This is a genomic window from Proteus sp. TJ1640 (assembly GCF_003144445.1).
Taxonomy (GTDB): Bacteria; Pseudomonadota; Gammaproteobacteria; order Enterobacterales; family Enterobacteriaceae; genus Proteus; species Proteus penneri.
Genome location: NZ_PENY01000010.1, coordinates 1 through 26,487, shown reverse-complemented (window position 1 = coordinate 26,487; position 26,487 = coordinate 1). Strand labels below are relative to the sequence as shown.

The following is a 26,487-nucleotide window of genomic DNA, read 5'->3' as shown; positions in this document are numbered from 1 at the left end:
AACCTGAAATAATTTTTTTTACTTTTTTCACAAATTNAAACAATTTGGTGTATTTTGTTTTGTTTCTAACGATATTTAATTGCGTTTAGGACAGGCATCAATATACCAAAATTCAAAAACTCAATAAATGAGTCATTCAATTAGGAATAATTCAATCCTAATGAATTTATTATTTTTAATGTCTTCATCCTTTATATTTTAGGAAACAAAAAGATGAAATTAAATAAATTAGCGTTAGTTCTTGGCTTAGGTTTATCTGTTGCTGCAGGTTCTGCATTTGCTGCTGATCAAGGTCACGGTACTGTTAAATTTGTTGGTTCAATTATTGATGCACCTTGTTCTATTCATCCTGATTCAGAAAATCAAACTGTTCCATTAGGTCAAATTTCTACAGCTGCATTAAAAGATGGTGGCCGTAGTAATTCTCGTGATTTTAAAATCACTTTAGAGAATTGCACAACAGAAACTTATAAAACTGTTCAAACAACCTTCACTGGTTCAGAAGATGCAGACATCTTAGCAGGCTCTTTAGGTATTGAAGGTATCGCTAAAAATGCTGCTGTTGTTATCACCGATGCAGGTGGTAAACAAATCAAATTAGGTACACCAAGTGCTGCTCAAACATTACGTGATGGTAATAACGATCTGAACTTTGCTGCTTACTTACAAGGTTCTTCTGCTGCAGCCGCTGTTCCTGGTGACTTCACTGCAATCGCAACTTTCGCACTGACTTATCAGTAAGAAAAAATAAGTTCTGTACAAGGATGTACAGAGCTTTATTTCCTGTGTCTATTTTTAACGATTTTTTTCTTACGGAGAAAAATATGAATCGCAAGATGACACCACTATGGCTAAGCCTTATTGCCAGCTTACTGATGACAACAGCAGTAGCGAGTGATGTAAAACAAGATAAAAACATGCATCAGCGATTTGGGGTACTTAATCTTTCAGGCTCGATCTTAGAACCATCTTGCACGATTGCAGCAGGAAGTGGTGAACAAGTTATTCCACTGACAATCGTTTCTATTCCAATGCTAGTAACTGAAGGGCAAGGACCTATTGAGTATTTTTCTATCAGATTAACGGAATGTACGCTAATTGAACAAAAAGGTCAGGAAGCGGACAACCCTCGTTTTATTGCAACGTTTGAAGGTCCCTCTAGCGAGAATGGTAATTTTGCACTTTTTGGTGAAGCAAAAGGTGCGTCATTAGCGATAGCTGATCGTTATGGTAGGAGAGCAATTCCAGGTAAGCCATTACCTCCTGTTGGTATTGATTCCAAATCAATGGCGTTACTTTACCAAGCGCGAATAGTCAAAAATAACGAAATACCAAAAGCTGGAAATTACAGAACAACGCTGCGATTTAAGCTGGAATATTATTAAATGGATCGGGTTGGATAACTTATGGTTAGAACATTCAAAACCGTTGGTTTAGGGACGGAAAAAAAGAAAAAACAACATACTATTCGGCCTGTTGCTGTACTGATCTATTTAATTCTTACTGGCATTTCCAGTATTTCAAGTTCAGCTTTAGCAAATAGTGATATTGAATTTAATGCCGATATTTTGGATCTAAAAGATAAGCAAAATATCGACTTATCAGATTTCTCTCGTGCTGGCTATATTATGCCCGGCCGATATGAATTTGTTGTTCGCGTAAATAATAATGAACTTCCTGAACTTTACAACATTAACTATGTTGTACCAGCCAATGATCCCAAAGGCAGTGAGGCTTGCTTACCGCCAGAATTGATCCATCAAATAGGGCTCAAACCTGAATGGGCTGAAAAAGTTAAATATCAAGATAATGGAAGTTGTCTTGATATCTCTTCTATTCCCGGAATGACGGTAAATGCAAGTCTAGGAAATGGCAATCTTATTCTTACGATCCCTCAAGCGTATCTTGAATATTCGGCACCAAACTGGGATCCACCTTCTCGGTGGGATCATGGTATCTCAGGAGTACTGTTTGACTATAACGTTAATGCTAATGTGACCGATCCCGCTAATGGAAAACAGCGCCAACAAGTTACAGGCTTAGGAACCGTGGGAGCAAACCTTGGTGTTTGGCGTTTCCGTGCCGATTGGCAAGCAAGTTATCAGCATACAACGGGGCTTCCTGATAGCACTGAAAATAGTTGGAAATGGAACCAGCTTTATCTTTATAGAGCAATCACGCAATTAGGGGCTCGCCTAGTGATGGGGGAGACTTACTCACGTTCTGATATTTTCGATAACTTCCGTTTTACCGGGGTTAACTTGTCTACGGATGACAATATGCTGCCACCTAACTTAAGAGGATATGCCCCTGAAGTAACGGGTGTGGCAAAAACGAATGCGAAAGTGACGATTAGTCAGCAAGGCCGTGTGATCTATGAAACTCAGGTTGCTCCAGGACCGTTTCGCATTCAAGACATCAATGATGCAGTGAGTGGCAAATTAGATGTACGTATTGAAGAGCAAGATGGATCTGTTCAAGAATTCCAAATGGATACAGCAAGTATTCCTTATTTAACACGTCCTGGCCGAGTGCAATATAAATTATCTGCGGGTAAACCGTCGGATATGGACCGTAATATGGAAGGTCCTATTTTTGGTATGGGTGAATTCTCATGGGGGATCAGTAACGGTTGGTCACTTTATGGTGGTTCATTAGTCTCGGGCGATTATAACTCGGTTTCTGCAGGTATTGGTCGTGACCTAATGGTGCTGGGGGCTATCTCTTTTGATGCGACACATTCTTGGGCCAAAATACCAAATGATAACAAGCGTTATCACGGTGGTTCTTATCGCTTAAGTTACTCAAAACGTTTTGAACAAATAAATAGTCAGGTGACATTCGCAGGCTATCGATTCTCTGAACGTGACTTTATGAGTATGAATCAATATTTAGATCGCCGTTATCGTGACGGTGAAGAAGATAACAATAAAGAGCTTTATACCATTATGTTTAGTAAGCAGTTCCCTGAATGGGGATTGAGTGCTTACTTAAACTATAGTCATCAGACTTATTGGAATAAGCCTAATAACGATAACTATAACTTGTCATTAGCTAAAACGATGGATATTGGTAACTTTAAAAATATCAATCTTAGTCTGTCGGCGTTTCGCAATAAATTCAATGGCACCAATGATAATGGTGTTTATATGAATGTCAGCATGCCTTGGAGCGATCGTGCAACCATTAGCTACAACACGGTGATTAATAAACACGGTAATTCACATAATGTCAGTTATTACGATCGTATTGATGACAATAGTAGCTATCGTGTTGGTGCTGGTTTAAGCAGTAACGGTAAACCATCTGCAGATGCCTATATCATGCATTATGCTGATGCTGCATTGGTCACTGCTAGTGCGAGCCATATTAATGGTGAATACACATCAGCCACATTATCACTACAAGGTGGGGCAACCTTAACACCAAAAGGTGGAGCATTACACCGTACAAGTCGTACTGGTAGTACTCGTTTACTGGTTGATACCGATGGTATTTCAGATGTACCAGTGAAAAGTATCGGCGCGATTACTCGTACTAATGCTTTTGGTAAAGCGGTACTGCCTGATATCAATGATTATTACCGTAGTAGTGCCAGCATCGACCTTGATCAGATGCCTGATAACGCTGAAGCATTACGCTCAATTCAGCAACTTACCCTAACAGAAGGCGCAATAGGCTACCGTCACTTTGATGTGATATCGGGACAAAAAGCCATGGCTGTCATTCGATTACAAGATGGAACTTATCCGCCATTTGGTGCCAGTGTCACAACCGAGAAAGGGCGTGAGCTTGGTATTGTCAATGATGGAGGGAATGTCTATCTGACTGGGATTAACAGTGATGATGTATTGAGTGTACGTTGGAATGGGCAAGATCAGTGCAAAGTCCGTATACCAACATTAGTTGAAGGGGTATTTATGTCTTCATTATTACTGACTTGTAGTGATGGTGAATCAACACCTTCGACAATTAATCAAAGAACAGAGCCCTTACCTAAACCTCAACTGATTACGAAATAAGGTTAGGAAAGAAGGGAAAGATAAAAATAATTTCAGACAAAAAGAGTAATTTAAGATGATGTTATCAAAGCGCTTATTCATTGTAACAACCACTTTATTGACTGGAATGGTCTTTACTAGTCAAGCCCTTGCTGCGATTGCTTTAGATAGAACTCGTGTCATTTTTAATGGTGCTGATAAATCTATTAGCTTAAATGTCAGTAATCAAAATAAAGAGCTACCTTATTTGGCTCAAGGCTGGATGGAAAATGAAAATGGAGAACGTATTGACAGTCCATTGTTAGTTTTACCGCCTATTCAGCGTATTGAGCCGGGTGATAAAAGCCAAGTAAAAGTGCAGTCCTTACCCGATATTGCCAAATTACCACAAGATAGAGAAAGCGTTTTCTATTTTAACTTGCGTGAAATTCCACCTCGTAGTGATAAACCCAACGTGTTGCAAATTGCATTACAAACACGAATTAAGTTGTTTTATCGCCCAGCATCGATTTATGCCACACAAACGGATCTCACCCATCCTTGGCAGGAAAAAATTACCTTAATAAAGAAAGGTGATCGCTATGAAGTGAATAACCCAACACCTTATTACGTGACATTAGTGGATGGGTTAACAGGGTTACAAGGAAAAAGCCTCGATGGTTTTGAACCGATCATGATTGCCCCTAAAAGTACAGGAACGATAAATCTGCATGCTTCTGCGTTTGGGGCATCACCTGTACTCAGTTACATCAATGATTACGGTGGACGTCCACAGATGAAATTCACTTGTAATGGCAATGAATGCAAAGTTACAGAAACATCAGCAGGAAACTAATAGGTCTATTTTATGAAAATGGAACAGCGGTTTAGCCTAAGCAAAGCAGTGTTGATTCTTATTTTGGCAACGTTTACTGGAGGCCTAAGTTTTACTGCTGTTGCGAATTTACCCGCTAGAGCGGTGAAAGATGTTATTCCTGGAATCGTTTATATCAATATTTCAGGGAATGTCATTGCGCCACCGCCTTGCTTAATTAATGACGGCAAAATGATCGAAGTTAATTTTGGTGAGGTGATGAGTACACGTATTGATGGTGTTCGTTATAAAGAGCCTATCCACTACACAGCAACTTGCCAAAAAATGCCAACCAATGCCATGAAAGTTTATATTACGGGCGGCGCAACTGGATTCGATTCAAATGCGCTACAAACAAATATTACGGGGTTGGGGGTGCGCATTCTGTATCAGGGAAATTTATTAGATTTAGGCAAGGCGGTGAATTTTACCTATCCCAACTTACCTGAATTAGAAGCAATTCCAGTTCGTGATCAGAATGAAGTCTTAGTGGGTGGTGATTTTGTCGCAAGTGGCACACTGCATGTGGATTATCAGTAAGAGGTCAGAAGATGAATAAATTAAAGTACATATGTCTGATTGCATTACTGAATTCTTATTCTGTCATGAGTGCAGACGCACCTAATATGAAATTATATGGCACCTTATTAGTACCACCTCCTTGTGTCATTAGTAACAACGAACTGATTGATGTCTATTTTGGGCACAATGTAGGTATTCATAAAGTAGATGGCATTAACTATACCGAATCGGTGAATTATCGATTGGTCTGTGATCCAAATTTAAAAGGTTGGGATTTAGGGCTTTCTATTATTGGTCCTAAAACACAGTTTGATGAAGCTGCGCTACAAACCAATATTCCAGATCTAGGTATTCATCTGACGCAAGATGGTAAGCCTTTTAAATTAAACGAGCGTATTGCGATATCACCGGATAATCCACCTGTGATCCAAGCTGTGCCCGTTAAAAGACCCGGTAGCACTTTGCCTGAAGGTGCATTTGAAGTTTCGGCAACACTGCTTGCTGAATACCAATAGGAGCGTATTGATGAATATTAAAAGATTATCGATCCCGTTCATATTGGGTCTAGTTACATTTACGGGATTAACATCAACTGCTTTTTCAGCGCCGGACAATATGCGTTTTCACGGCATATTAGTTGACGAGCCTTGCACCATAAAGCCCGGTGACGAAACTGTTGAGTTAGATTTTGGCAATATTCCGGACAAAAACCTTTATGCGTATCAAAGAACACCAAGCAAGTTGTTTCAAATACGCTTGTCTGAATGTGATTTAACGATTGGTAAAAGTGTCAAGATCACCTTCAAAGGTGATGAAAATCAAGCCATGGCAGGGCAAGGTTTTTTAGCAATTAGCCCAAGTAGTCAAGCGTCGGGTATTGCTGTTGGTTTGGAATCTGAAAATGGAAATGCGCTACCTGTTAATAAAGAAACAGACAAAATGTCATTAAATGCGGATGACACGATTTTAAATTTTTATGCCTTTATTCAAGGGGAGCCAGATGCGATTGCTAACCAATCCATTAAACGCGGCCCATTTAGTGCGATAGCCACATTCCATTTGAATTATGACTAATTATTAGGGTTGAGGTTTTATATGTCCATATTAAAGCGACTTCCAGCTTTATGTATTGCAATAGGTTTGCTGTTTTCAGCGCCTGCGATGGCATCCATCTTTTCTTATATAACCAAATCAACAGGAACACCAGCAAATGCAACCTATACCTATGTTATTCAACGCTGGGATCCTGAAGATCCTTACACTCCAAATCCTTGTTATGGTTGGAGTCAATGCTGGATAACAATTAACCATAAGCATGATGCTAATGGTTCTCCAGGATCGGCGGTAAGAAGCATTGTCCGTGTTGAAAAAGAGCCTTATTTAGCTGGCGTTCGTGATGCGGTAATGCGAATGGAAAGTTTTCCAATACAAGGCACAGCACGACATGTTGGTGATCCGCTTACCTCAAATCAAGAATGTGTCGGGCTATTTTATGAATCTAAGGAAGGAGGCTGGTCACCAAATGGACGTTTATTACCGGGATCACTATGTGGGATTGCGCCACCACCTGTTGGTGCATGCAAAATAACAGAAGGAGCTGTAAACCTTAATTATGGTGATATTGACGAAGCGAGTTTAGAAAATGCAACACGAGCTAAAAATATTAATGTGACTTGTAATTTAGCTATGAAAGTTCTGGTTATTGCATCAGGCTCAGACAGTGGCCGAGTACCATTGCGACCTGATAATAGCCTTTATGCCGATTTGTTTCTTGATAATTATCCTGGTGAAAAAGGTACAGTAATTAATGTTCCAGCAAATGGAACCATACCTGTAGAGGTTAAATCAATTTTACACACGAATGGTCGCGTTGCACCGGGCTATTTCTCTGGTTCGGGCTCAATTATTTTAACGATGCCTTAATCATGATAATAGGTGAATATATGATGAATTACGATTTTACAGATATTAATGTTAATGCGTTAGTTGGAAAACGAATTCAGAAAAAGCGTAAAGAATTAGGTTACACCGGTATGCAAATTGCTAAAAAAATTGGTGTAAGCCAACAGCAATTCTCTCGATATGAGCGAGGCATGAATAAAATTGATTTAAGTTATCTTGTTTTATTAGCCAATTATCTTAATACACCTATTTATTGGTTTTTTGAAGATTGTTTTATACCAAAATCCTCATCAGAAAATTCGCGCATTGATAAATGTAGCAATATCATCGCTGAAGCAACACCTGATGTTTTTTCATACTAGTGCATATCGCTAGAGGATACTCAAACTTGGTGTTTTAATGCGTATTTTTATTCTTTGATTGATTACCAAATTGGTAAGGCAGGGACATCCCTGCCCTTTTTTTGTTCATAGAAAACCCCTGCAAGGCTGGGGGTTCCGTAAAGCTTTCAGCTTTGAATAAGCTATTAACCCCTTTTTAATTTGTTAAAACATCTTGCGGTCTAGCAACTGCAAGAGTCAAACAAAAAATCAGAAAGGGGTCCCATGGGGGACGAAAAGAGCTCGGCGCGCACATGCACGATGGAATTGTAAATATCACATTTTATCTTTCAAATATCTGCGACATTCTTTCAAATATTTATTTTACGATTTCTAATTTTCTTTTTTAGATCAGCAATTCTTCATTTATGTATATTAGTACGTTTAATATCTACTGCAAAATCACTTACTAATGTTACAAATAATCTAAAGTTTTAACCTAATCTGACTGTTTATTCGTCATTATTTTTTCTCTTATAGTAATTACGACCGTTACTATCAGGTTTGCCTGAGTGTTTAATCGTTTCTGATTATTAATTTAAGGTATTTTTATCTGCTTTAGGTTAATAAATAATCATAATTATGTTAAAAAATGTTACCTTATGCACATTTTTTAATTTTAGATATTATAAATTAATTTTAATGTAAGTGATTTGTAATTGTGTGATTTTCTTTTATTTTGTTGTTTATTAAGGTAAAAAATATTTAACCTGATAATTTTATACTGATATTTATCCTAAATAAGATGCTTATAAATAGGATTAACAGATAGTCATAACAAAAAGGGTTGTGTACTGTGCATTTTCTGTTTTTTTATAAAAAGGATAAATGATGCAAACAAAAAAACAGGGAGGCAGTCGCTTTCTACGCACAGTGGAATGGCTAGGAAATGCGCTACCCCATCCCGTCATTTTATTTATTATTTTAATTGCTATTTTACTTGTCTCTTCTGCCGTTGGCGAATACTTCGGTGTTACGGTACAAGATCCTCGGCCGGAAGGTGCCAAAGGACGCGCAGAAGATGGCTATATCCACATTATTAGTTTGTTAGATGCAGATGGTATTCGTCGTATATTGGCAAATGTTGTCACAAACTTTACAGGGTTTGCACCATTAGGTACGGTGCTGGTGGCATTATTAGGTGTCGGTATTGCTGAACGTGCAGGTTTATTATCTGCGGTTATGCGTTTAGTGGTAATGAAAGCACCTCGTAAAATGACCACTATGGCAATTGTTTTTGCAGGTATTATGTCTAATACTGCGGCTGAATTAGGTTATGTCGTACTGATACCGTTATCAGCAATTATCTTCCATTCGTTAGGACGGCATCCTCTTGCTGGTCTAGCGGCTGCATTTGCAGGGGTTTCAGGTGGTTATTCTGCTAACTTACTCTTAGGAACGATAGATCCGTTATTATCAGGTATTACGCAACAAGCAGCGCGCATTATAGATCCAGCTTATATCGTTGGTGCTGAAGCAAACTGGTACTTTATGTTTGTCAGTACATTCCTTATTACTTTCTTAGGTTACTTCATTACAGAAAAAATCGTTGAGCCTCAACTAGGGCCTTATAACGGTAACGAACTTGATGATGAAGAAAATGATTTAAGGAATGCTGCTGAAGTCACGCCCCTAGAAAAGAAAGCATTATGGGCTGCAACAGGAACCTTTATTGTTATGGGGGTGATTTTAGCGCTAACGGTTGTTCCTGAAAATGGTATATTGAGAAACCAAGAGACAGGGTTAATTGGTAATTCTCCTTTCTTAAAATCTATTGTTGTCTTTATTTTCTTATTCTTTGCAATTCCGGGTATTGTTTATGGATGGATTGCTAAAACAATGCGTACAGATAAAGATATCGTTGATGCTATGGCTAATTCGATGAGTACGCTTGGGCTCTATTTAGTCATTATTTTCTTTGCGGCTCAGTTTGTTGCATTCTTTGGTTGGACAAACATCGGTCAGGTTATTGCTGTTAAGGGTGCAGCACTACTTAATAGTATTGATATGCCGAGTGGATTACTATTTTTAGGCTTTATTTTAATCTGTGCATTTATTAACTTAATGATTGGTTCAGCATCAGCACAATGGGCGGTTACAGCACCTATCTTTGTACCAATGTTAATGCTTGCAGGCTATGCACCAGAGACAATTCAAGCAGCCTATCGAATAGGAGATTCTGTTACCAATATCATTACACCAATGATGAGTTATTTTGGTTTGATATTAGCCGTTGCAACAAAATATAAGAAAGACACGGGTATTGGCACTATGATCTCTATGATGTTGCCATATTCTATTATTTTCTTAATTGGTTGGTCATTATTATTCTACTTATGGGTATTTGTATTTAACTTACCTGTAGGGCCTGGCTCACCAACGTACTATTCTCCAACAGCAGGTTAATTTTCTACGATGAAAAAAGCTTATACAAGGATGTATAGGCTTTTTCTATTCTGATATTTCATTATTTTTGATCTACTTCTTTTTTATGATTTGCCAATTTTTCTGTTAGTTGTGTAGCATAGTCTGCATGTAAAAACTGAGTATCTAAACCTGCTTGTTGTAATTTTAATTCAAGCAATACTAAACGCTTTTGTAGTGATTCATGCTCTTCTCCTGCTTCATTCAGCGTACTTAGGATTTCGGCTAGAGATAATGCTTCTTTTCTATCTTGCATTTCAGGAGGTAAGAAACCTGCATTTTTTAACAAATGATAGCTAGCTCTAAGTGACTCAGGTACATGACTATTATCATCAATGATTAGCGGTTTACCTTCACCTTTAAGTGATGATAGCTCACCTTTTTGTAGTGCTTGTTCAATATGGCGTTCAGCCCATTCATCAATAATTGACATTGTAAACCTCGTTATTTTGAGCTTATTTTTAAGCAGAAAAGATCACTATGCTTAATTTATCTTGATCAAATTATATAATTTGATATTATATTTTTATATTATATAAAAATATATATTAATAAAGGGATATCTAATGAGTAAGTACAAAGAAATAGTAACAGACATTGCTAGTAATATGGGGGCATTGTCTCAAAATATTCCAGAAGTAATGAAAGCTTTTATGAGCACGACAAAAGCGGGTGGTAAAGAAGGCGCTTTAGATGCAAAAACAAAAGAATTGATCGCTATCGCCATTGCTGTTGCCAATCGTTGTGATGGTTGCATTGGATTTCATACTAAAACTTTAGTCGAACTCGGTACAACAGAACAAGAACTTGCAGAAGCATTAGGTGTTGCTATTTATATGGGCGGAGGGCCTTCAGTTATGTATGCATCCAACACCATGGGCGCTTTTAAAGAGTTTAGTAAATAAGATCCTTATATATCATATAATTTAATAAAATAATCAAAAACCAGAATAAGTTCCTTCTGGTTTTTTGTTTATCTGCTGTTTATGTTTAATTTTTTACCTTCTATCTTTATTTCAATACTAATTAGATTAATCTTTTGATCAAAACTCGCTGCTACTAATAAAAGATTAATAACGCAATATTTAACTTTCCAACTGAATTACAGTTTATCATATTGATTAATATTGAAGATCTTGGTTTTTGATACTCTTTTTTTGGTTAAAAATAAAGCAATATAATAATTAATTATAATTTAACAAATAATAATTGAATCTTTTATAGGATAGCTATTCTAAGTGAATAGTTTGTATAAAGTGATATTGTTTTATTTTAACGAGGAATATATGCGTGTTGATTTTGTAGAAAGATATAAATGGTTTCTACTTTTTATTTTTATATTTTTAACTTATTTCATTCCTCTCGAAACCCGACTACTCTGGCAACCAGATGAGATCCGCTATGCTGAAATTAGTCGAGAAATGCTTGTATCAGGTAATTGGTCTGTACCTTATATGCTGGATATTCGCTATTTTGAAAAGCCAGTGTTAGGGTATTGGCTCAACAGTATTGCACAATGGTTATTTGGTGGGGGTAATTTTTCTGTTCGTATTGTCGTTGTCACTTCAACTTTATTAACTGGCTTATTTGTTTATCGTGCGGCTATGCTAGTTTGGCATAATCGTAATTTGGCGTTTAATGCACTAGTGGTCTTTTTATCCTCGTTTCTGGTATTAGCTATTGGTACTTACAATATTCTTGATCCTATAGTGACAATGTTTGTCACTATTGCGATGTATTATTTTTTAAGAGGATTATCTGCACAGAATAGAAAATCAAAAATCAGTGCTTATATTTTAGTTGGTGTCTTCTGTGGATTAGGTTTTTTAACTAAAGGTTTTATTGCTATTGTATTACCTGCATTAGTTTTTGTTGTAACTGCAATTAGCTTATCTCGTTTTAAAGAAGTCTTTTGTTATGCACTAATCGCGCTTATTTCTATGCTTATTATTGCTGGTCCATGGGTTATTTCGGTTGCACTTCAAGCTTCTGATTATTGGCACTATTTCTTTTGGATTGAGCATGTTCAACGCTTTGTTGAAAAGGGGTCTGCAAGATCACAACCTATGTGGTTTTATTTACCTATTATTATTTTAGGTATTTTGCCTTGGTTAGGATTCTTATTTGGGGCTATTAAATCAGCTATTTTCTTGAAAAAAGGGACGCTTTATTTTTCGTTTTGGTTCTTTCTATTTTTTTCTTTTTTTTCTGCCTCTAGCGGTAAGTTATTAACCTATATGTTACCTTGTTTTGTGCCACTTTCTATTTTGATTGCACATTACATAGAAGAGCTAAGAAATAAACAAAATGAAAAAATTCATAATGTTAATGCGATTATAAATACTGTTTTTGGGCTTGTCGGCATTTCTATTATTATTTATTCACTTTTCTCTACACGATTTACGTTATATGAAACAAATGAGCAATATAAAGCATTGCTGGGTATTGTTGGTTTTTTATGTTGGAGTGTGATGGGAATTGCTTCATTCTTTAAACCTACTCGGTTACTGACTTTATTTTGCTCAATAGGATTAAGTCTAGTAATTGGATATGTTATTCCTCATAAAATAGAAAGCAAAAGCACCCCTGAAAAGGAAATTAATCATTATTATAATGAGTTAGCAAATAAGCCTTATATTTTAACTGATGAAGTTGGGATTGGAACGTCTTTAGCATGGGGGTTAAAACGCACTGATATTCGTTTAACAGAGACGAAAGGAGAGTTGGCTTATGGTCTAGCATATCCTGATGTGCAAAATAAATATTATGATATTAAGCAGCTAGTTAACTTAATTGAAGCGAATAACTACCAAGGGATTGCAATTGTTTTGGTTCGTCCAGATCGAAAAGATATATTATCTATTATAAGCCAGTTAAAGGTAAAACCTATCGTAGAAAAGCAGGGTGATTTAACATTTGTTTTCTTTAATTAACTGATTTTAAAATTATTTCTTTTTTTAAAATGCGGTTATAAAAGAGTAAATAAATTTAACTTTAAAAATGACATTGATTTGATTTTTTGTGTTGTTTTTATGTGATCAAAGTCCAAAAATGGATTTTGTTGAAAAATATATTTTGCTCTTTTGGGTTTTAATGATAGGTTTAAAATGTGTCCATTAAATCGGAGTTAGCTAAGCATTATATGACAAGTCACTTTACTTTATCAGAACCCCCGCCCAAACAAAATGTACTTATGAATGGGGGTAATTTATGCTGATTTTCCTAGCTGAGTGTTTTATCGGTCTGGCATCAATTGCTCTTACTCACCGTGTACTAATGTTGTACGGTAATAAAAAGAAGTGATGATACCCGCTAGCTAAAATAAGTAATTAACGATTGCTTATAACTAAAAGTCCTATATCTATCCACGATCTAGGACTTTTATAATTATACTCATATCTGTTATCAAAGAAATTAACAATTCTATTGAAAATAGTCTTCAATTAATTTTATTTTTTCAATATCTAATGTATTAGTATATTGATGCAATAATGCCCAAGCCTGAATGTAATCATATTTAGCTTTAATTAAATCTTGTTGAGAACGATATAATAATTCTTCAGCATTAAGAACATCAACCATTGTTCTTTGTCCGCCAATATAACTTTTTTGAGTTGCATCTAATTGCAATTTAGCAGAGGAAACGGATTGCTCATAGGCATTCAATTTAATATTACTGGTTGTGCATATTTGGTATTGATGACGTAATTCTTGCGTGATTTTCTGGATGATTGCATCTCTTTCAAAAGCACTCATCTGATACAAGGCAGTAGATTGGCGCATTGAGGCTGTTGTTTTTCCGCCATTAAGTAAAGGCAAGCTGACATAAAATCCAACGTTTGCTGATTGATATTTTTGATTTACGGTATTATTGCTATCAGAATCACTATTAGAATAAGAAGCATAGAGTTGCACTGTTGGGAAAAATTCACCTCTATTTTTTTCTATTTCTTGTTTTGCTATTGCCATTTCATAACGAGCGGTTTGAATATTGAGGTTGTTTTGCATAGCCTCATTTTCCCATGATTCATAATTATTGGGTGTGATTGGTTGTAATATAAAACTATTATTATTTAATTTTGCTATATGTTCAGCATCAGGTAGTGGTGTACCAATCATTGAACTTAGTTTATTTTTAGCGTTATCTAATTCAAGCTGGATATCTGTATATTGCGATTGAGTTAAATATAATCGTGTTTGAATCTCTGAAATATCTGTTTTTGTTCCTTCTCCTAATTCGAATAAACGCTGGCTTGATATTAGCTGTTGTTTATAAATTTCTTGCTGTGATAGATTTAATAATAATTTATCCTGCGCATAAGCCAATTCTATATAATTATCCACTAATCTGATCACTAGTTCGGAAAATTTAACTTGATAACGACTGTCTGATAATAATGTTTTGATTATTGATGATTTGTAATCACTAAATGCCGTGTAATCAAAGAGTGGTTGGCTAATAATGGCACTGACAGAATGGCTTTGGTAATTTTGATATTCTATTCTTTCCATTTCTCCTTTACTTGTATTAATAGGATAAACTTTTCGTTGCCAATTTCGTGGGTTATTTTGATAATTGACATGTACGCTTGGGAGTAATTGAGATAATCCAATATTTTCATACTCTTTACCTGCAATCTGCTCTTTAATCGCAGCATTAAATGTAGGATCATTTTTTATTGCTAAGAAATAAAGATCAGACAGAGTGATCGCAAAAGCGTGAAAACTTAGCATCCATATAAATAAAATGGCAGAGAGTTTTTTTATTCGCATTATTATTCTTCCGTCAATGAAGTGTGGATCCTATCTAAAACAGGCTTGAAGAGATAATTTAGTAATGAACGATCACCTGTATTAATAAATACATCAACCGGCATTCCTGCCTTTAATTTATTTTTATCATCTGTAAGAAGATTATTATCTTTAACATTAATAAACACTTGGTAATAAGGTTCTGTTGTTCTTTCATCAATCAGTCTATCTGCTGAAATTAATGTTACCTCTCCAGGAATTTTAGGTGTTGTATTTTGATTGAATGCACTAAACATTAAATCAACAGGAAGACCAAGAGTAACTTTATCAATAAGGTGAGGGGCTAAGCGTGCCTCAATAATTAATTGATGATCTTGAGGAACGATTTCCATTAATGTTTGACCTGTTCTTACAACACCACCTTGAGTAAAAACAGATAAATCCATTACTATTCCCGAAATAGGCGCAGTAATTTGCATCTTTTTTAGTTTATCTATTTCAATGATAAGTTGTTTTTCTGTTTCACTTATTTGTAACTGAACTTGGTTAAGTTCAGTACGAGCTGATTGGTAAAAATTAGCATTACGCTGCGATATTTTTTGCTGATATTCCAATTTTTGTTTTTCTAATGTACTTATTTGCCCATATGTATCATTAAGATGGTTATTATTTTCAGCGAGTTCTCGCTCAATTTCTTGATAACGATGACGAGGAATATAGCCTTCATTAGCAAGTATGTATAAATCTTTGATTTGAGTTTTTAAACTATTGATTTGATGCTGTTTATTTATCGTAGATTTTTTTAAATGAATTAAACGATTAGAAATACCATCAATAATTGCATTATAGCCATTTATTTCACTATGCAATTCAATATACTTTTCATTAAGTAATTTATTTTGTAGCTGGGATAATTTATTTAAATTCTCTGAATGAGAATAATATTTTTCATTAGGATCTAAGATAAATTCTGTTTTTTCATTTAATTGAGCATATAAGCGTTGTTGAGTAACCAGTAAATTATCATATTGTTCTGATAAGGATTTTACTAAGGCTTTTGATTGAATAGGGCTTAATTGAATAAGAGTTTGCCCTTCAATTACGCTATCGCCATTCTTCACTAAAATGTCAGTAATAATACCTTCTACTGAAGCTTGAACACTCTTTTTATTACCTGAAATTGAAACATTACCTTTCGTAGATACGCCTTTATCTAAAGGTGCAAAGGCAGCCCAAAAAATAAAAATAGCAAGACCTAAAAGAATAACTGACCATCCTATTATTAAGAATTTTCTAGGATCATCTGAAATACCATGAACAATATCGATTTCATTTTTTTTTGTGATCATAATAATCTTCTCAATATTAAATATTGCTTTGTGTAATAGGTGTGGTTGTCGGCGTACTTTTGATTACTGATGATTTATTTAACTCTGCAATAACTGCTGTTGTAGAGCCAAATAATTTGGTGTGACCATCGAACAGAACTAAGAGTTTATTGGTTACTGAGAGCAATTGTTTTTGATGAGTAATTAATATAACGGTTTTTTTATTTTTTTTAAGTATTTGAATTGCTTGTATTAAAGCTTTAATGCCTAAATCATCTAAATTAGAATTGGGTTCATCTAAAACGACTAGAGCAGGATCACCATACAATGCTCGAGCTAATGCAATACGTTGTTGTTGTCCTCCTGACAATCCTTCGCCATGAGCGCCAATAACGGTTTCATAGCCATCAGGAAAACGTAAAATCATTTCATGAACATTTGCCATCATTGCAGCTTGAGTGACTTTCTGAGGATCTATTTCAGAAAATCGGGCAATATTTTCGGCAATTGTACCGGGGAAAAGGGCGATTTCTTGAGGAAGGTATCCAATATATTGGCCAACTTCACTTTTATTCCATTGATATATATCTGCATTATCAAGACGTATGGCTCCAGTTTTAACTTCCCATATTCCAACAATAAATTTAGCTAAAGAGGATTTTCCTGAAGCACTAGGGCCAATAATGCCAAGTACATCACTGGGACTTAGTGAAAAATGAATATTATTTAATAGCGTGCGTTCTGTTTGAGGGTATTGAGCTTGATTAATATTTACTGTTAATTCGCCTTTAGGAGCAGGTAGCGCCATTTTTTTATTTTCTTCCGGATACGTTTTTAATAGTGTGGTTAGCCTTTTGTATGCTTCTTTACTACTATCCCAGTTTTTCCATACACCAATAACTTGTTCGATTGGCGCTAAAGCACGACCTAGTAGTATTGATCCAGCGATCATCATTCCTGGGCTAATTGTATTATCTATTGCTAGCCATCCACCAAATCCTAGCATTAAAGATTGCAGTGCCATTCGAGTCACTTTTGTTATTGCATTAACACCAGCTGCACTATCACTTGCATGAGTTTGTGCCTGTAGATATTTAAAGTGAGTAATTTGCCATTGATTACGTAAATAACCCAACATTCCCATTGCTTCAATAGGCTGTGGATGTTCAAAATGATGACCTTGTATTACTTGTGCTTGATTAGCAAACTCATTGGCTTTTTTTAATGATGATCGAGATAAATATTCATTTAGAATTGCCAAAGAAAATAAAATGACTGCACCACATAATGCAAATAATCCTAACCATGGATTAAATAATGCAATAACAAGAAGATAAATAGGGAACCATGGTAAATCAAAAAAAGTAAAAATGGCGTGACTTGTAATAAATTGCCTAATAGTCACTAAGTCATTAAATGCTAAAGAAGAATTAATTCCGGGGGTTTTGTTTAATTTTGCTTGATATGCAGCAGTATAAATTCTTGAGTTTAAGGATAAATCAAGTTTATTACTCATTCTAATGACAATAATACTTCTTAAGTATTCTAATCCTCCCATAAAAATAAATAATGCTAACATAATAAGTGTCAGCATTAATAAAGTCATTTCATTACCTGAAGGTAATACTCGATCGTAAACTTGTAACATATAAATGGAAGGAACTAACATTAAAATATTTATTAAGGCTGTAAATATTCCAATGGAAAAAAATACTTTCTTTCTCTCTTTTATAATATTGGTTATTTCATTATAGTTTTCGCTTACTGACATAATGTTATTCCTGATTTTATTCCTATCTGTTTTATTGTTATTTACTGCATTTCTTCTATCAATACGGAGTGATAACTCTATCTTTTTTTTAATAAGATAATATAAAAATAACTCCTTATAGGTAAAAGAAAGGTAGGAGAAATGTCTTTCTCCTACTCAATAATAAATTAAACAATAAAGTCAGTTTCGTAATTAACAAATCCTACAATGTCAATTTTGAAATCAGGGCTATATCCATAACCATAAGCGTTAATAGCGAGTTCGCTTGAGTTTGTTGATTGATCATATTTAACGGTTGCTTCACCCGAGCGACCTGTAAAGTTGTCAACAAAATTAAGGAATTTATGGCTAAAGGTATTTTCGATTAATTCTGATAAATCAATCTTATCAATACCCGATTTGAAGTCCATTATCTTGTCAGCAGCAGAGGTAAGAGAGTCGGAGATTTCTTTATATACAAAGGTATTGCTACCTGTATCGCCCCATAATGTATCTTGACCACCGCCACCATACAGTATGTCGTTACCACCGCCACCGATGAGAATATTATCAGCATCATTTCCATAGATAATATCATTACCAGAGCCACCGATTGCATTTTCTATTGTAACACCTTGTGCAATCGAAACGTTTTTCTGTAGGCCGCCAACATCTGAGAAATGACCCTCACGTAAATCAATAATTTGATCTTGATAAAATCCTGAGAAGTCGAAAGTATCGTTACCACTGCTATCCCAAACTGAGAATATTAATTTATCATTACTGCTTGTTGCAGTGTAATAATCAATACCTGTATTTGAGTTGAAACCGTAAACATCATCACCTGTTCTGGTCGTTGTATTTGCGCCATAAAGGTATTGCATTGCTGAAATATCATGAAGTAGAGGAGCACCCGCATAAGCACCTTGGAAATGTGCGCCCGTTTCATATTCATCCCAATAGCTCATCACTGTATATTGGCGACTATCTTCAGCGTAATCAGATTTTAAATAGCCAGGTACATTTTGGCCTGCGTTATAATCACCAGGATGCATTAAACCAAGTGTATGACCAATTTCATGGATAATAGTTAAACGACCATAATTACCTAATTCAGGTGTTGTGTTACCTGCATAATAATAGTCACTAAACCAAGCTTGGCCTGAAAGATCACGGCCATAACTATAGGTATTTGGTAAAGTTGCATAAGCTTGGAATTGACCATAAGGATCAGTAATATTTCCAAAAGTAATATCTGATTTTGTGCCTGGTGCTACTTCTGTAAATTTGATATTTGCAATATCAGACCATGCATCTAAAGATTGTCTTGCATGATCTTTTTGTGTTGAATTAAACCCATAGGGATTTTTATCACCAAAATCATTAAATTTTTTACCAGCCCAAGTTGGAAATGAATATGTCACTTCTGCTGCTTGCCCAATAATATACTTCCCATTCCATGTGGAATTTTCGCGTGCAATATGCTTTCCTGCAGTATCATAATCAAAAGAAGGAAGAGTCTTAGCTGAGAAATTATAAAAAATTCCACTTTTATCTAATAAATCGGAAACATTAGATAATCCTACTGCTTTTTTTAATAAAGAAGAACCCATAATATCCTCCGGATATCAAGTTTAGGTTAAGTTTATTTTCATGTTGAAAATAGTTTTATTATCTGGTGAATGCCAGCGATAATAAAGATAGCCACTTATTGATATTAATCTAGAGGGGGAAAATATGTTTTTAAATAATTGTGAAGTGAGGTGTGTTTTAAGTCAGAATAATTTAATGATGTAAATAAATCCAAAGTTATATTTTCTACAGCGATTTTTTTTATTGTTATTATTATTTTGGATAAGAAAACTTTATACCTTTATAGAATATCCTATATTTTATAAAGTATTTATTTATAACTGAAGTAATTTACTATATTAATTGATAATTACTCATCAAGTAATATAGTAAATAATAGAAATGGTTAATTAACAGAATAAATCTTCATATTCGTATTTTCCTATGAGGTAAATATTTAAATATTTAGGTGTTAATGTTTCTGTTGTATTTATTTTTAAATTTGTAATGTTATTATTATTGTCATAATAAAGTTTACCTTCATTGTTATTTAGATGATTAGAGTTAACAATATTAATTTTTTCTATAAAACTACGATCATCTGTTTTTTTATAAAAAAATAATTTATCAATACCTGATTCAAAATCAGTAATTATATTTGAGGAATCATTATCTTGAGTATTAAAACTAAAAGTATCATAACCTGTACCACCTTTTAATGTGTTATTACCCATTCCAGGATCTAAATGATCATTGCCTTCACCGCCATTAAGTTCGTCATCACCGTCACCACCAAATAAAACGTCATCACCCAACCCGCCATCAAGAATATTATCTCCCTCAGAATCCCAAAGATAATCATCTCCTTGTCCACCATAGAGGTGATCGTTGCCACTAGAACCTATTAGATAATCATCTCCTTGTTCTCCATACAAGTGATCATTTCCTTGTTCTCCATGCAAGTAATCATTTCCTTGTCCACCATATAAGATATCATTACCTCCTTTACCATATAAAGTGTCATCACCAAGATTACCAAATAGGCCGTTATTAGCATCATTTCCAGATATAATATCAGTTTGACTACCTCCTATTGCGTTTTCAATAACCGCATCATAGGCAATAGAAATATTTGCACGTAGTCCTCCTACATCAGAAAAACCCCCTTCATTCAGATCTATTTTTTGGTCAACGGTATATTTTGAAAAATCTAATGTATCTATTCCACCAGTATCCCAAATACATGCAACAATTTTATCTTCAGATGTTTTTAATGAATAATAATCTTTTTTTGTATTAGAATTAAAACCATATATGGTATTACCAATGCGTGTAGATTTATTCTGTCCATATGTTTCTTGAATAGCATAAATATCCATTAACTGTGGTGTTAAAGGATCCATACCTTTAAAATCAGCATATTCATGTTTAGGTACGCTATATGCCATTACTGAATATTTGTGGCTATTTTCTTCACAATTAATTGATTCTGTACGCTTAAATGTATGATGTAGACCAAGAGCATGGCCTATCTCATGATTAATTGTTCGCTGAAAATCGAGTTTATCTTCAAATATATTTTTTGTATTATTAATATGAGACAAAGCATTACTGTTTTTTATGATGCAATAATAATTATCAGTTTCTTCAACTACATGATTAATAATATTTGATGTGGATTTAAATTGATTCACTCTTATTTGTTGCTCTGGAGTTATTTCTGATTTACGAATATACTCAACATTATCCATTTTAGACATGTTTATCCAAACTTGTCCATTAGTACTATAATCTTCAGCTGACTCTATTTTATTCTTTTTTTTATACTTATAGTACATATTGTATGGAGAGTAGGCAAATCCGTTCGTTGAATAGTTTTTATTATTTGCGAGCTCATGAATATTATTATACAGACCAAATTTAATATCTGTATCTTGCTCTCCACTTATTTCAATAAATTTAATATTTGCAACTTCTTCCCATTGCTGAAGTTTTTCTCTAACTAAATCTTTTCCTTTTTCTGTAAATGTTGTAATTGTTGTATATTTATTACCTCTTAATGCAGACCAGTTAGGAAAGCTATAGGTTATTTCAGTATAACCCTTTTCAATATTATAATTATCCCATTTACCAGTGTGTTCATTGGTTTTCATTATATTGTAAATATAATTAAATTGAGGTGATGTATATTTTAAATATTTATTCATGATTAATGCTCCTTTATTATTTGAACGGCGGGTAGTTTATCAATAACCCGCTAAATACCTTTCAAAAAAAGAAATATTTCAAATTATTTTGAAGCTAATTAATCTTGTGAATTGGTGTTTCAATGAAAGGTGATAAAATTTATCATTATGTAATTCTCTATTTATGTATTTACATCACAGGCTTATTTAATGAGTAATTTATATGGTTTCATTGATTTTATGAATTAATAAATGTTAGTCAATGGATTATGGTGAATAATAAAAAAGTGCTGTTATATCCATTAACAGCACTTTTTGTTTTTTTATTGTTAATTTTTACTGCTTTAACCCTGGTGAGGTTACCTGCTAAAAGTAGGTTTATTGATATAGACTAACTTTTTACTGCAAACTACTTTTATTTACTTCATTGTGAGGAAGGTGATTCTTTTTATTTTTGGTTTAATTTAAACTATCTGAACTGACGTCTTATTATTGTGCCGTTACTTTACCCTGGTACTTTGTGCATTTGGGAGCCAATTATAAATATGCCTTACATACCTAGAGAAAAAATAGATTACCAATCCATTGGATATCGCTTGCGTGCTTACCGTATAGCCTCTTCATTAAAAGCTGAAGATGTGGCAGAAAGCTTGGGTATTTCTCGTGCTGCTGTATATCGGTTAGAAAAAGGCGAAATTGTTAAAATTGAAACACTTGATAATCTTGCTAAATTATTAAATACCTCGTTAACCAGTTTGTTGGGTATTAATACTGAATATTATTCAAGTGCAAATGGCTTTTTTGAACGAATGCGCCAACTTGAAACTCAATCTTCACATATTTACACCCACTTCGAACCTTTCTCTTACTTATTAACTTCAGATTGTTATGACAAAACATTGGTTGAAATGCTAACTGAGGCATCACCTTTAAACCTTTTGTCTGAGAAACAACAAGAAGTTTTGTCTATTTTAAAAGAGCGTAAGAAACATCAGTCCTTACATTCACCTCATATTTATAACCTTATTAGTCAACAACAAATTGAGAAATTTCTTTATGTTGGCATGTTAGGTTCGGTTAATTTAACTAAAACACTTCAACAAGAAAGAAAAGAACGAGCAAAAAATGAAATTCTTCATTTAATTGAAAAGTTAGAACAAAAAAATAGTTATCTTAATATTGCAATCATTTCAGATACTATGCCGTCTTTAACTTTCCAATTATTCTATCAAGATAAAGTACCACTTTCTTTAGCCGTTAGCCCGTTCCGCTTAGGTGAATTCCCTAATGTCAGTACGGGCATTGCCACTGTAACCTCTTCAACTGAGGCGATATTTCAATATCAATCTCTTTTTGATAAATTATGGTTAAAAGCGACCAAAGGGAGTGATGCAATTAACCTTTTAAAACAAATAGTCAGTCATTATTGATTTGCTAATGTACCTAATGTTTCTGCTAATAAATCTGCAGCGACAGCAATATCACTAAATTCGGTAAATTCATCAGGGTGATGACTAATACCAGCAACTGAAGGTGTAAAGATCATTGCTGTTGGGTAAAGTGGCGCTATATTCATTGAGTCATGACCTGCGCCACTTAGCATTGTCATATAGCTGATATCGTGTTTTTGGCACAAACTTTCAATAACTTGGCAAATTGAATCATCTAATTTTACTGGCGATTCAGCAGAAATTGGTTGAACGTCAATAGCGACACCAAAATCTTTTTCTGCTTTTTCAACACTATTATTTAGGCGCTGTACAACACGTTGAATACTTTCTGTATCAATACCTCGAATATCAACCGAAAATTTTACTTGCCCTGGAATGACGTTCATGGAGTTCGGGATTACATTGAGTTTACCCACTGTACCTACTGTGCCATAAACGGCTTCAGTACATGCTGCACGGTTAATATCGGTAATAATCCCAGCGCTTGCTACTAAAGCATCTTGACGTTGATACATTGGCGTTGCACCAGAGTGATCCGCATGACCATTAACAGTAACTGAAAAACGTGTTGGTGCTGCAATACCGTTGACAATACCAATAGTTTTTTTGTCATTTTCAAGGCGTTTACCTTGTTCAATATGAAGCTCAACAAAGGCACTAAAACGATCTTTTGTGATTAAGCAATTATCAAAATTATCATGCTGATAACCTAAAGATTTTAGCACTTCAAAGAAGTTATTACCGTCATCATCTCTATTTTGTTCCCAACGAGCTTTATCTATTTTTCCTGTTAATACTTTACTGCCAATACACGAAAAGCCAAAACGACTAGATTCTTCTGCGCGGAAAACAACTAGTTCAAGGTCACGTTTAAGTTGTTGTGGTTTGTATTGCATTAAGGCATAAAATCCTGCGATAACACCTAAAGCGCCATCATAAGCGCCACCTTGAGGAACGGTATCAAGATGAGATCCTGTACCTACTGCCGGTAATGAGCGATCTTGACCTGGTAATCGTGCGTAAAGTGTACCAATACCATCACGATAAACTTCAAGACCCGCTTCTTTCATTAAACTAGCAAGATACAGATGTGCGGCTTCATCTTCTTCGCTATAGGCAATGCGAGTGATCCCCTTGCCACTGTTATCTTTTTTATAAATTTGCATTGTCTCGATTAATGCTTTCATATCATCAATCGAATAATGAGTTGCTGTATCTTGTTTAGTCATAAGGTAATTCTCCCGTGGTTTCTGTAATATCACTTTGTCTAAAAAATGAGACAATTTGAGGATTAAAAAAGCCATCTTCAAAGATGGTCACTGTTTTTATGATCATTGCTTATTATATTTACTGCTGAAGTTATATTTCGTCAATGATAATTAGGGTGAATTTCATATTCTGTGAGGTAGGTATTAATTAAAAGGAGATATATATCTGGAGTATTTCTTAAATGAATTTAAATTGTATGATAAATGTTATAAAACAGATCGCTTTTATTTTATATATAAAAAATCTAAATATTTTAATATTTAAATGAAAATAATAATTAGTAAGAATAATGTTTTTATTTTATTTTTTGTGTTTATTCTTTTTTTAGATAAATGAATGATTCATTTATTATGCTAGATGTACCGTATAATTAAGCGACTTTATTTATATTAATAATTTTATAAATAATGATTTTATAAATATATGGAATAATTATATCGGACATTATTCATAAATTTTAGGTTTTAGATAGTATTCATCTCTGCACTTAATGAGTAAATTTACTATTAAGAAAAATATGTTTATCTAGAGCACTAAATTTCTATGTCATTGAGCTAACAATATCGCCTCATACTTAGAATTTGTTTCTTTGTTATTAATTGAATTATAAAAATATTTTATTATTTATGTAAAAATAATTTGAAAAAGGGCACATAACATTTTTTATGTGTTTTTTTAGATATAGATTGGTGTGCTAGATATACCATTTTTATTTTGCAAACAAAGAGGCAATCATATACAGATAAATTCGGAGATAAGTAAGACACCACTCTCAAATGTGCACAGCTCAGTAGTGAACAAGTCACTGTTAATGTTGGTCTGTGATCTCACCTTGGAATGTGAATAGAGCAGCGACCGCGATGATACTAAACAATAGGAGGTCAGCATCGATGGCAGTTATTGCCTTTACTGCGGACAAAGATAAAAACCGATTTGATACTGGTACACCGGGTTGTTGCAAGGACTGGTCGGTGATAATTTAGCAGAAGCGTTAGCAAATGCTTCATCGCCGTATTTGGCAACTGAAATTAAGAAACGAGTTGACGGAAGACAATAAAGTGGCGAATACGATGGCGTATGCGGTACTTGAGGTGATAAGTTATCGGGTTCCGGTTATTCTAAGATTTGACAGTGATTAGGAAAGAAAGTAAAAGGTACAAATAAAAAACAGCCTTGGTATGAACAAGACTGTTTATTCAAAGCGTTTAATAAATTTTAACAACAGATAATTTACGTTAAATTTGTGTCTTATCTTAGCTTTTTTGCCCTCTCAGTGATTTAACACACTGACGAACAAAAGAAAGATGGTGCCCGAACTCGAATCGATATTTTATTTTATCCATTTGTATCTAAAGTAATTAATATAATTTTATTTAATTTATACCCTCTTTTGTGCCCTCAGCCCATTTTGTGGGTTTTATTGAGCACGGTTCGAGTGATTGAACATAGCGAATAGATTATTTTTTACGAAAAAGATAAAACCCATTATAACGTATTCGAATCCTTTTTAGTTGACCACTACACACAGGTGAAAGCCGCGCCTAAGCGTGCGGTTTGACGGTTATCATTACTGAGTTCAGGGCATTGTTGTAACGCTTCATCCACTGCCTTTTGAGCACAATAAGCAGAAGCTAAGACCACCAATGCCCCACTGGCTTGGGCTACCCATTGACATAACGACATAGAAAAACCTCAAAAAAAAGCCACTCAATAGGAGTGGCGAGTTAGTTGATAAAATAGAGCGACGAAATGGATTAACATACATTAACTCATTGAGGGCCTGACCATGTATCTGATTCTAATACTAGAAATGATCCGCATTGAGGCTCACCCACTTTACAGACCTTAGTGGCTATCGATTTTGATGGCCATTGACGTGAAGCACTATATTCAAGGCCTTGGTTGTCCACACACCCTATTTTTAACCAATTAGCTTGTGCCCCTTCATTAAAATAAATACTACTGATGCAAGTAATTGCTTTGGGCGCAGGTTTGTTTGCCGCTTTTTGCCAATTAGTTTCTGAGACTAATTGTCCTGCCGGTAAGCCCAATCGCCATTTCCCTTCCCGTTTATCATTTTCGACTTTTAATTGTTGA

The 26,487-nt window shown here is 34.6% G+C and carries 22 protein-coding genes; 13 read left to right on the top strand and 9 right to left on the bottom strand.

Annotated features, from left to right (window positions below; genetic code table 11):
* The first annotated feature begins 213 nt into the window (after window positions 1-213).
* The 10 genes from DK861_RS03155 (at window position 214) to DK861_RS03110 (ending at window position 10,064) form a co-directional block, all read left to right on the top strand.
* Window positions 214-741 carry a fimbrial protein gene (locus tag DK861_RS03155; RefSeq protein ID WP_006534899.1) on the top strand — a complete coding sequence of 176 codons (528 nt, stop codon included), beginning with the start codon at window positions 214-216 and terminating at the stop codon, window positions 739-741.
* 83 nt (window positions 742-824) lie between these two features.
* A complete protein-coding gene (locus DK861_RS03150; protein ID WP_109399223.1) occupies window positions 825-1,385 on the top strand; it encodes a fimbrial protein in 561 nt (186 codons plus the stop codon).
* Window positions 1,386-1,406: 21 nt separating this feature from the next.
* Window positions 1,407-4,022 carry an outer membrane usher protein gene (locus DK861_RS03145; protein ID WP_109399222.1) on the top strand — a complete coding sequence of 872 codons (2,616 nt, stop codon included), beginning with the start codon at window positions 1,407-1,409 and terminating at the stop codon, window positions 4,020-4,022.
* A gap of 55 nt (window positions 4,023-4,077) precedes the next feature.
* The gene (locus DK861_RS03140) at window positions 4,078-4,836 is read left to right on the top strand and encodes a fimbria/pilus periplasmic chaperone (protein WP_036911923.1); all 759 of its coding nucleotides are present in this window, start codon (window positions 4,078-4,080) and stop codon (window positions 4,834-4,836) included.
* Between the two features lie 12 nt (window positions 4,837-4,848).
* Window positions 4,849-5,394, top strand: coding sequence for a fimbrial protein (locus tag DK861_RS03135; protein WP_006534894.1), 546 nt, complete (start codon window positions 4,849-4,851; stop codon window positions 5,392-5,394).
* An 11-nt stretch (window positions 5,395-5,405) separates the two neighbouring features.
* Window positions 5,406-5,891: a fimbrial protein gene (locus DK861_RS03130; protein ID WP_072063565.1), complete on the top strand. Its 486-nt coding sequence runs from the start codon at window positions 5,406-5,408 to the stop codon at window positions 5,889-5,891.
* Window positions 5,892-5,901: 10 nt separating this feature from the next.
* The gene (locus tag DK861_RS03125) at window positions 5,902-6,450 is read left to right on the top strand and encodes a fimbrial protein (protein WP_006534892.1); all 549 of its coding nucleotides are present in this window, start codon (window positions 5,902-5,904) and stop codon (window positions 6,448-6,450) included.
* A gap of 21 nt (window positions 6,451-6,471) precedes the next feature.
* Window positions 6,472-7,299: an adhesin gene (locus DK861_RS03120; RefSeq protein ID WP_072063564.1), complete on the top strand. Its 828-nt coding sequence runs from the start codon at window positions 6,472-6,474 to the stop codon at window positions 7,297-7,299.
* A gap of 20 nt (window positions 7,300-7,319) precedes the next feature.
* Window positions 7,320-7,640, top strand: coding sequence for a helix-turn-helix transcriptional regulator (locus tag DK861_RS03115; protein WP_109399221.1), 321 nt, complete (start codon window positions 7,320-7,322; stop codon window positions 7,638-7,640).
* An 849-nt stretch (window positions 7,641-8,489) separates the two neighbouring features.
* Complete coding sequence (locus DK861_RS03110; protein WP_072063562.1) at window positions 8,490-10,064, top strand: AbgT family transporter; 1,575 nt, start codon at window positions 8,490-8,492, stop codon at window positions 10,062-10,064.
* Between the two features lie 61 nt (window positions 10,065-10,125).
* Here DK861_RS03110 and DK861_RS03105 read toward each other — a convergent pair whose 3' ends face one another.
* Window positions 10,126-10,515, bottom strand: a complete 390-nt coding sequence (locus tag DK861_RS03105) for a DUF1992 domain-containing protein (RefSeq protein ID WP_072063561.1) — start codon at window positions 10,513-10,515, stop codon at window positions 10,126-10,128.
* A gap of 133 nt (window positions 10,516-10,648) precedes the next feature.
* Between DK861_RS03105 and DK861_RS03100 the strand changes: the two genes are divergently transcribed.
* On the top strand, window positions 10,649-10,987 hold the full coding sequence (locus DK861_RS03100) for a carboxymuconolactone decarboxylase family protein (RefSeq protein ID WP_006534886.1): 339 nt from the start codon (window positions 10,649-10,651) through the stop codon (window positions 10,985-10,987).
* Window positions 10,988-11,368: 381 nt separating this feature from the next.
* Window positions 11,369-13,015, top strand: a complete 1,647-nt coding sequence (gene arnT, locus DK861_RS03095; protein ID WP_109399220.1) for a lipid IV(A) 4-amino-4-deoxy-L-arabinosyltransferase — start codon at window positions 11,369-11,371, stop codon at window positions 13,013-13,015.
* A gap of 490 nt (window positions 13,016-13,505) precedes the next feature.
* Here arnT and DK861_RS03090 read toward each other — a convergent pair whose 3' ends face one another.
* From DK861_RS03090 to DK861_RS03070, 5 genes are all read right to left on the bottom strand, one after another.
* Complete coding sequence (locus DK861_RS03090) at window positions 13,506-14,855, bottom strand: TolC family outer membrane protein (RefSeq protein WP_239452127.1); 1,350 nt, start codon at window positions 14,853-14,855, stop codon at window positions 13,506-13,508.
* Window positions 14,856-14,857: 2 nt separating this feature from the next.
* Complete coding sequence (locus DK861_RS03085) at window positions 14,858-16,183, bottom strand: HlyD family type I secretion periplasmic adaptor subunit (protein WP_109399218.1); 1,326 nt, start codon at window positions 16,181-16,183, stop codon at window positions 14,858-14,860.
* Between the two features lie 16 nt (window positions 16,184-16,199).
* The gene (locus tag DK861_RS03080) at window positions 16,200-17,933 is read right to left on the bottom strand and encodes a type I secretion system permease/ATPase (RefSeq protein ID WP_109399217.1); all 1,734 of its coding nucleotides are present in this window, start codon (window positions 17,931-17,933) and stop codon (window positions 16,200-16,202) included.
* A 167-nt stretch (window positions 17,934-18,100) separates the two neighbouring features.
* Window positions 18,101-19,525, bottom strand: coding sequence for a serralysin family metalloprotease (locus DK861_RS03075; protein ID WP_109399216.1), 1,425 nt, complete (start codon window positions 19,523-19,525; stop codon window positions 18,101-18,103).
* A 369-nt stretch (window positions 19,526-19,894) separates the two neighbouring features.
* On the bottom strand, window positions 19,895-21,691 hold the full coding sequence (locus tag DK861_RS03070; protein WP_109399215.1) for a M10 family metallopeptidase C-terminal domain-containing protein: 1,797 nt from the start codon (window positions 21,689-21,691) through the stop codon (window positions 19,895-19,897).
* A 524-nt stretch (window positions 21,692-22,215) separates the two neighbouring features.
* On the opposite strand from DK861_RS03070, the gene DK861_RS03065 reads away from it, so the two are divergent.
* A complete protein-coding gene (locus DK861_RS03065; RefSeq protein WP_109399214.1) occupies window positions 22,216-23,100 on the top strand; it encodes a helix-turn-helix transcriptional regulator in 885 nt (294 codons plus the stop codon).
* On the opposite strand, the gene DK861_RS03060 is transcribed toward DK861_RS03065, so the two are convergent.
* The 3 genes from DK861_RS03060 to DK861_RS03055 all read right to left on the bottom strand — a co-directional run.
* A complete protein-coding gene (locus DK861_RS03060; protein WP_109399213.1) occupies window positions 23,094-24,350 on the bottom strand; it encodes a Zn-dependent hydrolase in 1,257 nt (418 codons plus the stop codon). The genes DK861_RS03065 and DK861_RS03060 overlap by 7 nt on opposite strands.
* A gap of 1,558 nt (window positions 24,351-25,908) precedes the next feature.
* Window positions 25,909-26,073, bottom strand: a complete 165-nt coding sequence (locus DK861_RS18150) for a hypothetical protein (RefSeq protein WP_162556758.1) — start codon at window positions 26,071-26,073, stop codon at window positions 25,909-25,911.
* Between the two features lie 86 nt (window positions 26,074-26,159).
* A partial coding sequence (locus DK861_RS03055) for a hypothetical protein (protein WP_109399212.1) occupies window positions 26,160-26,487 on the bottom strand: 328 nt, incomplete at its 5' end.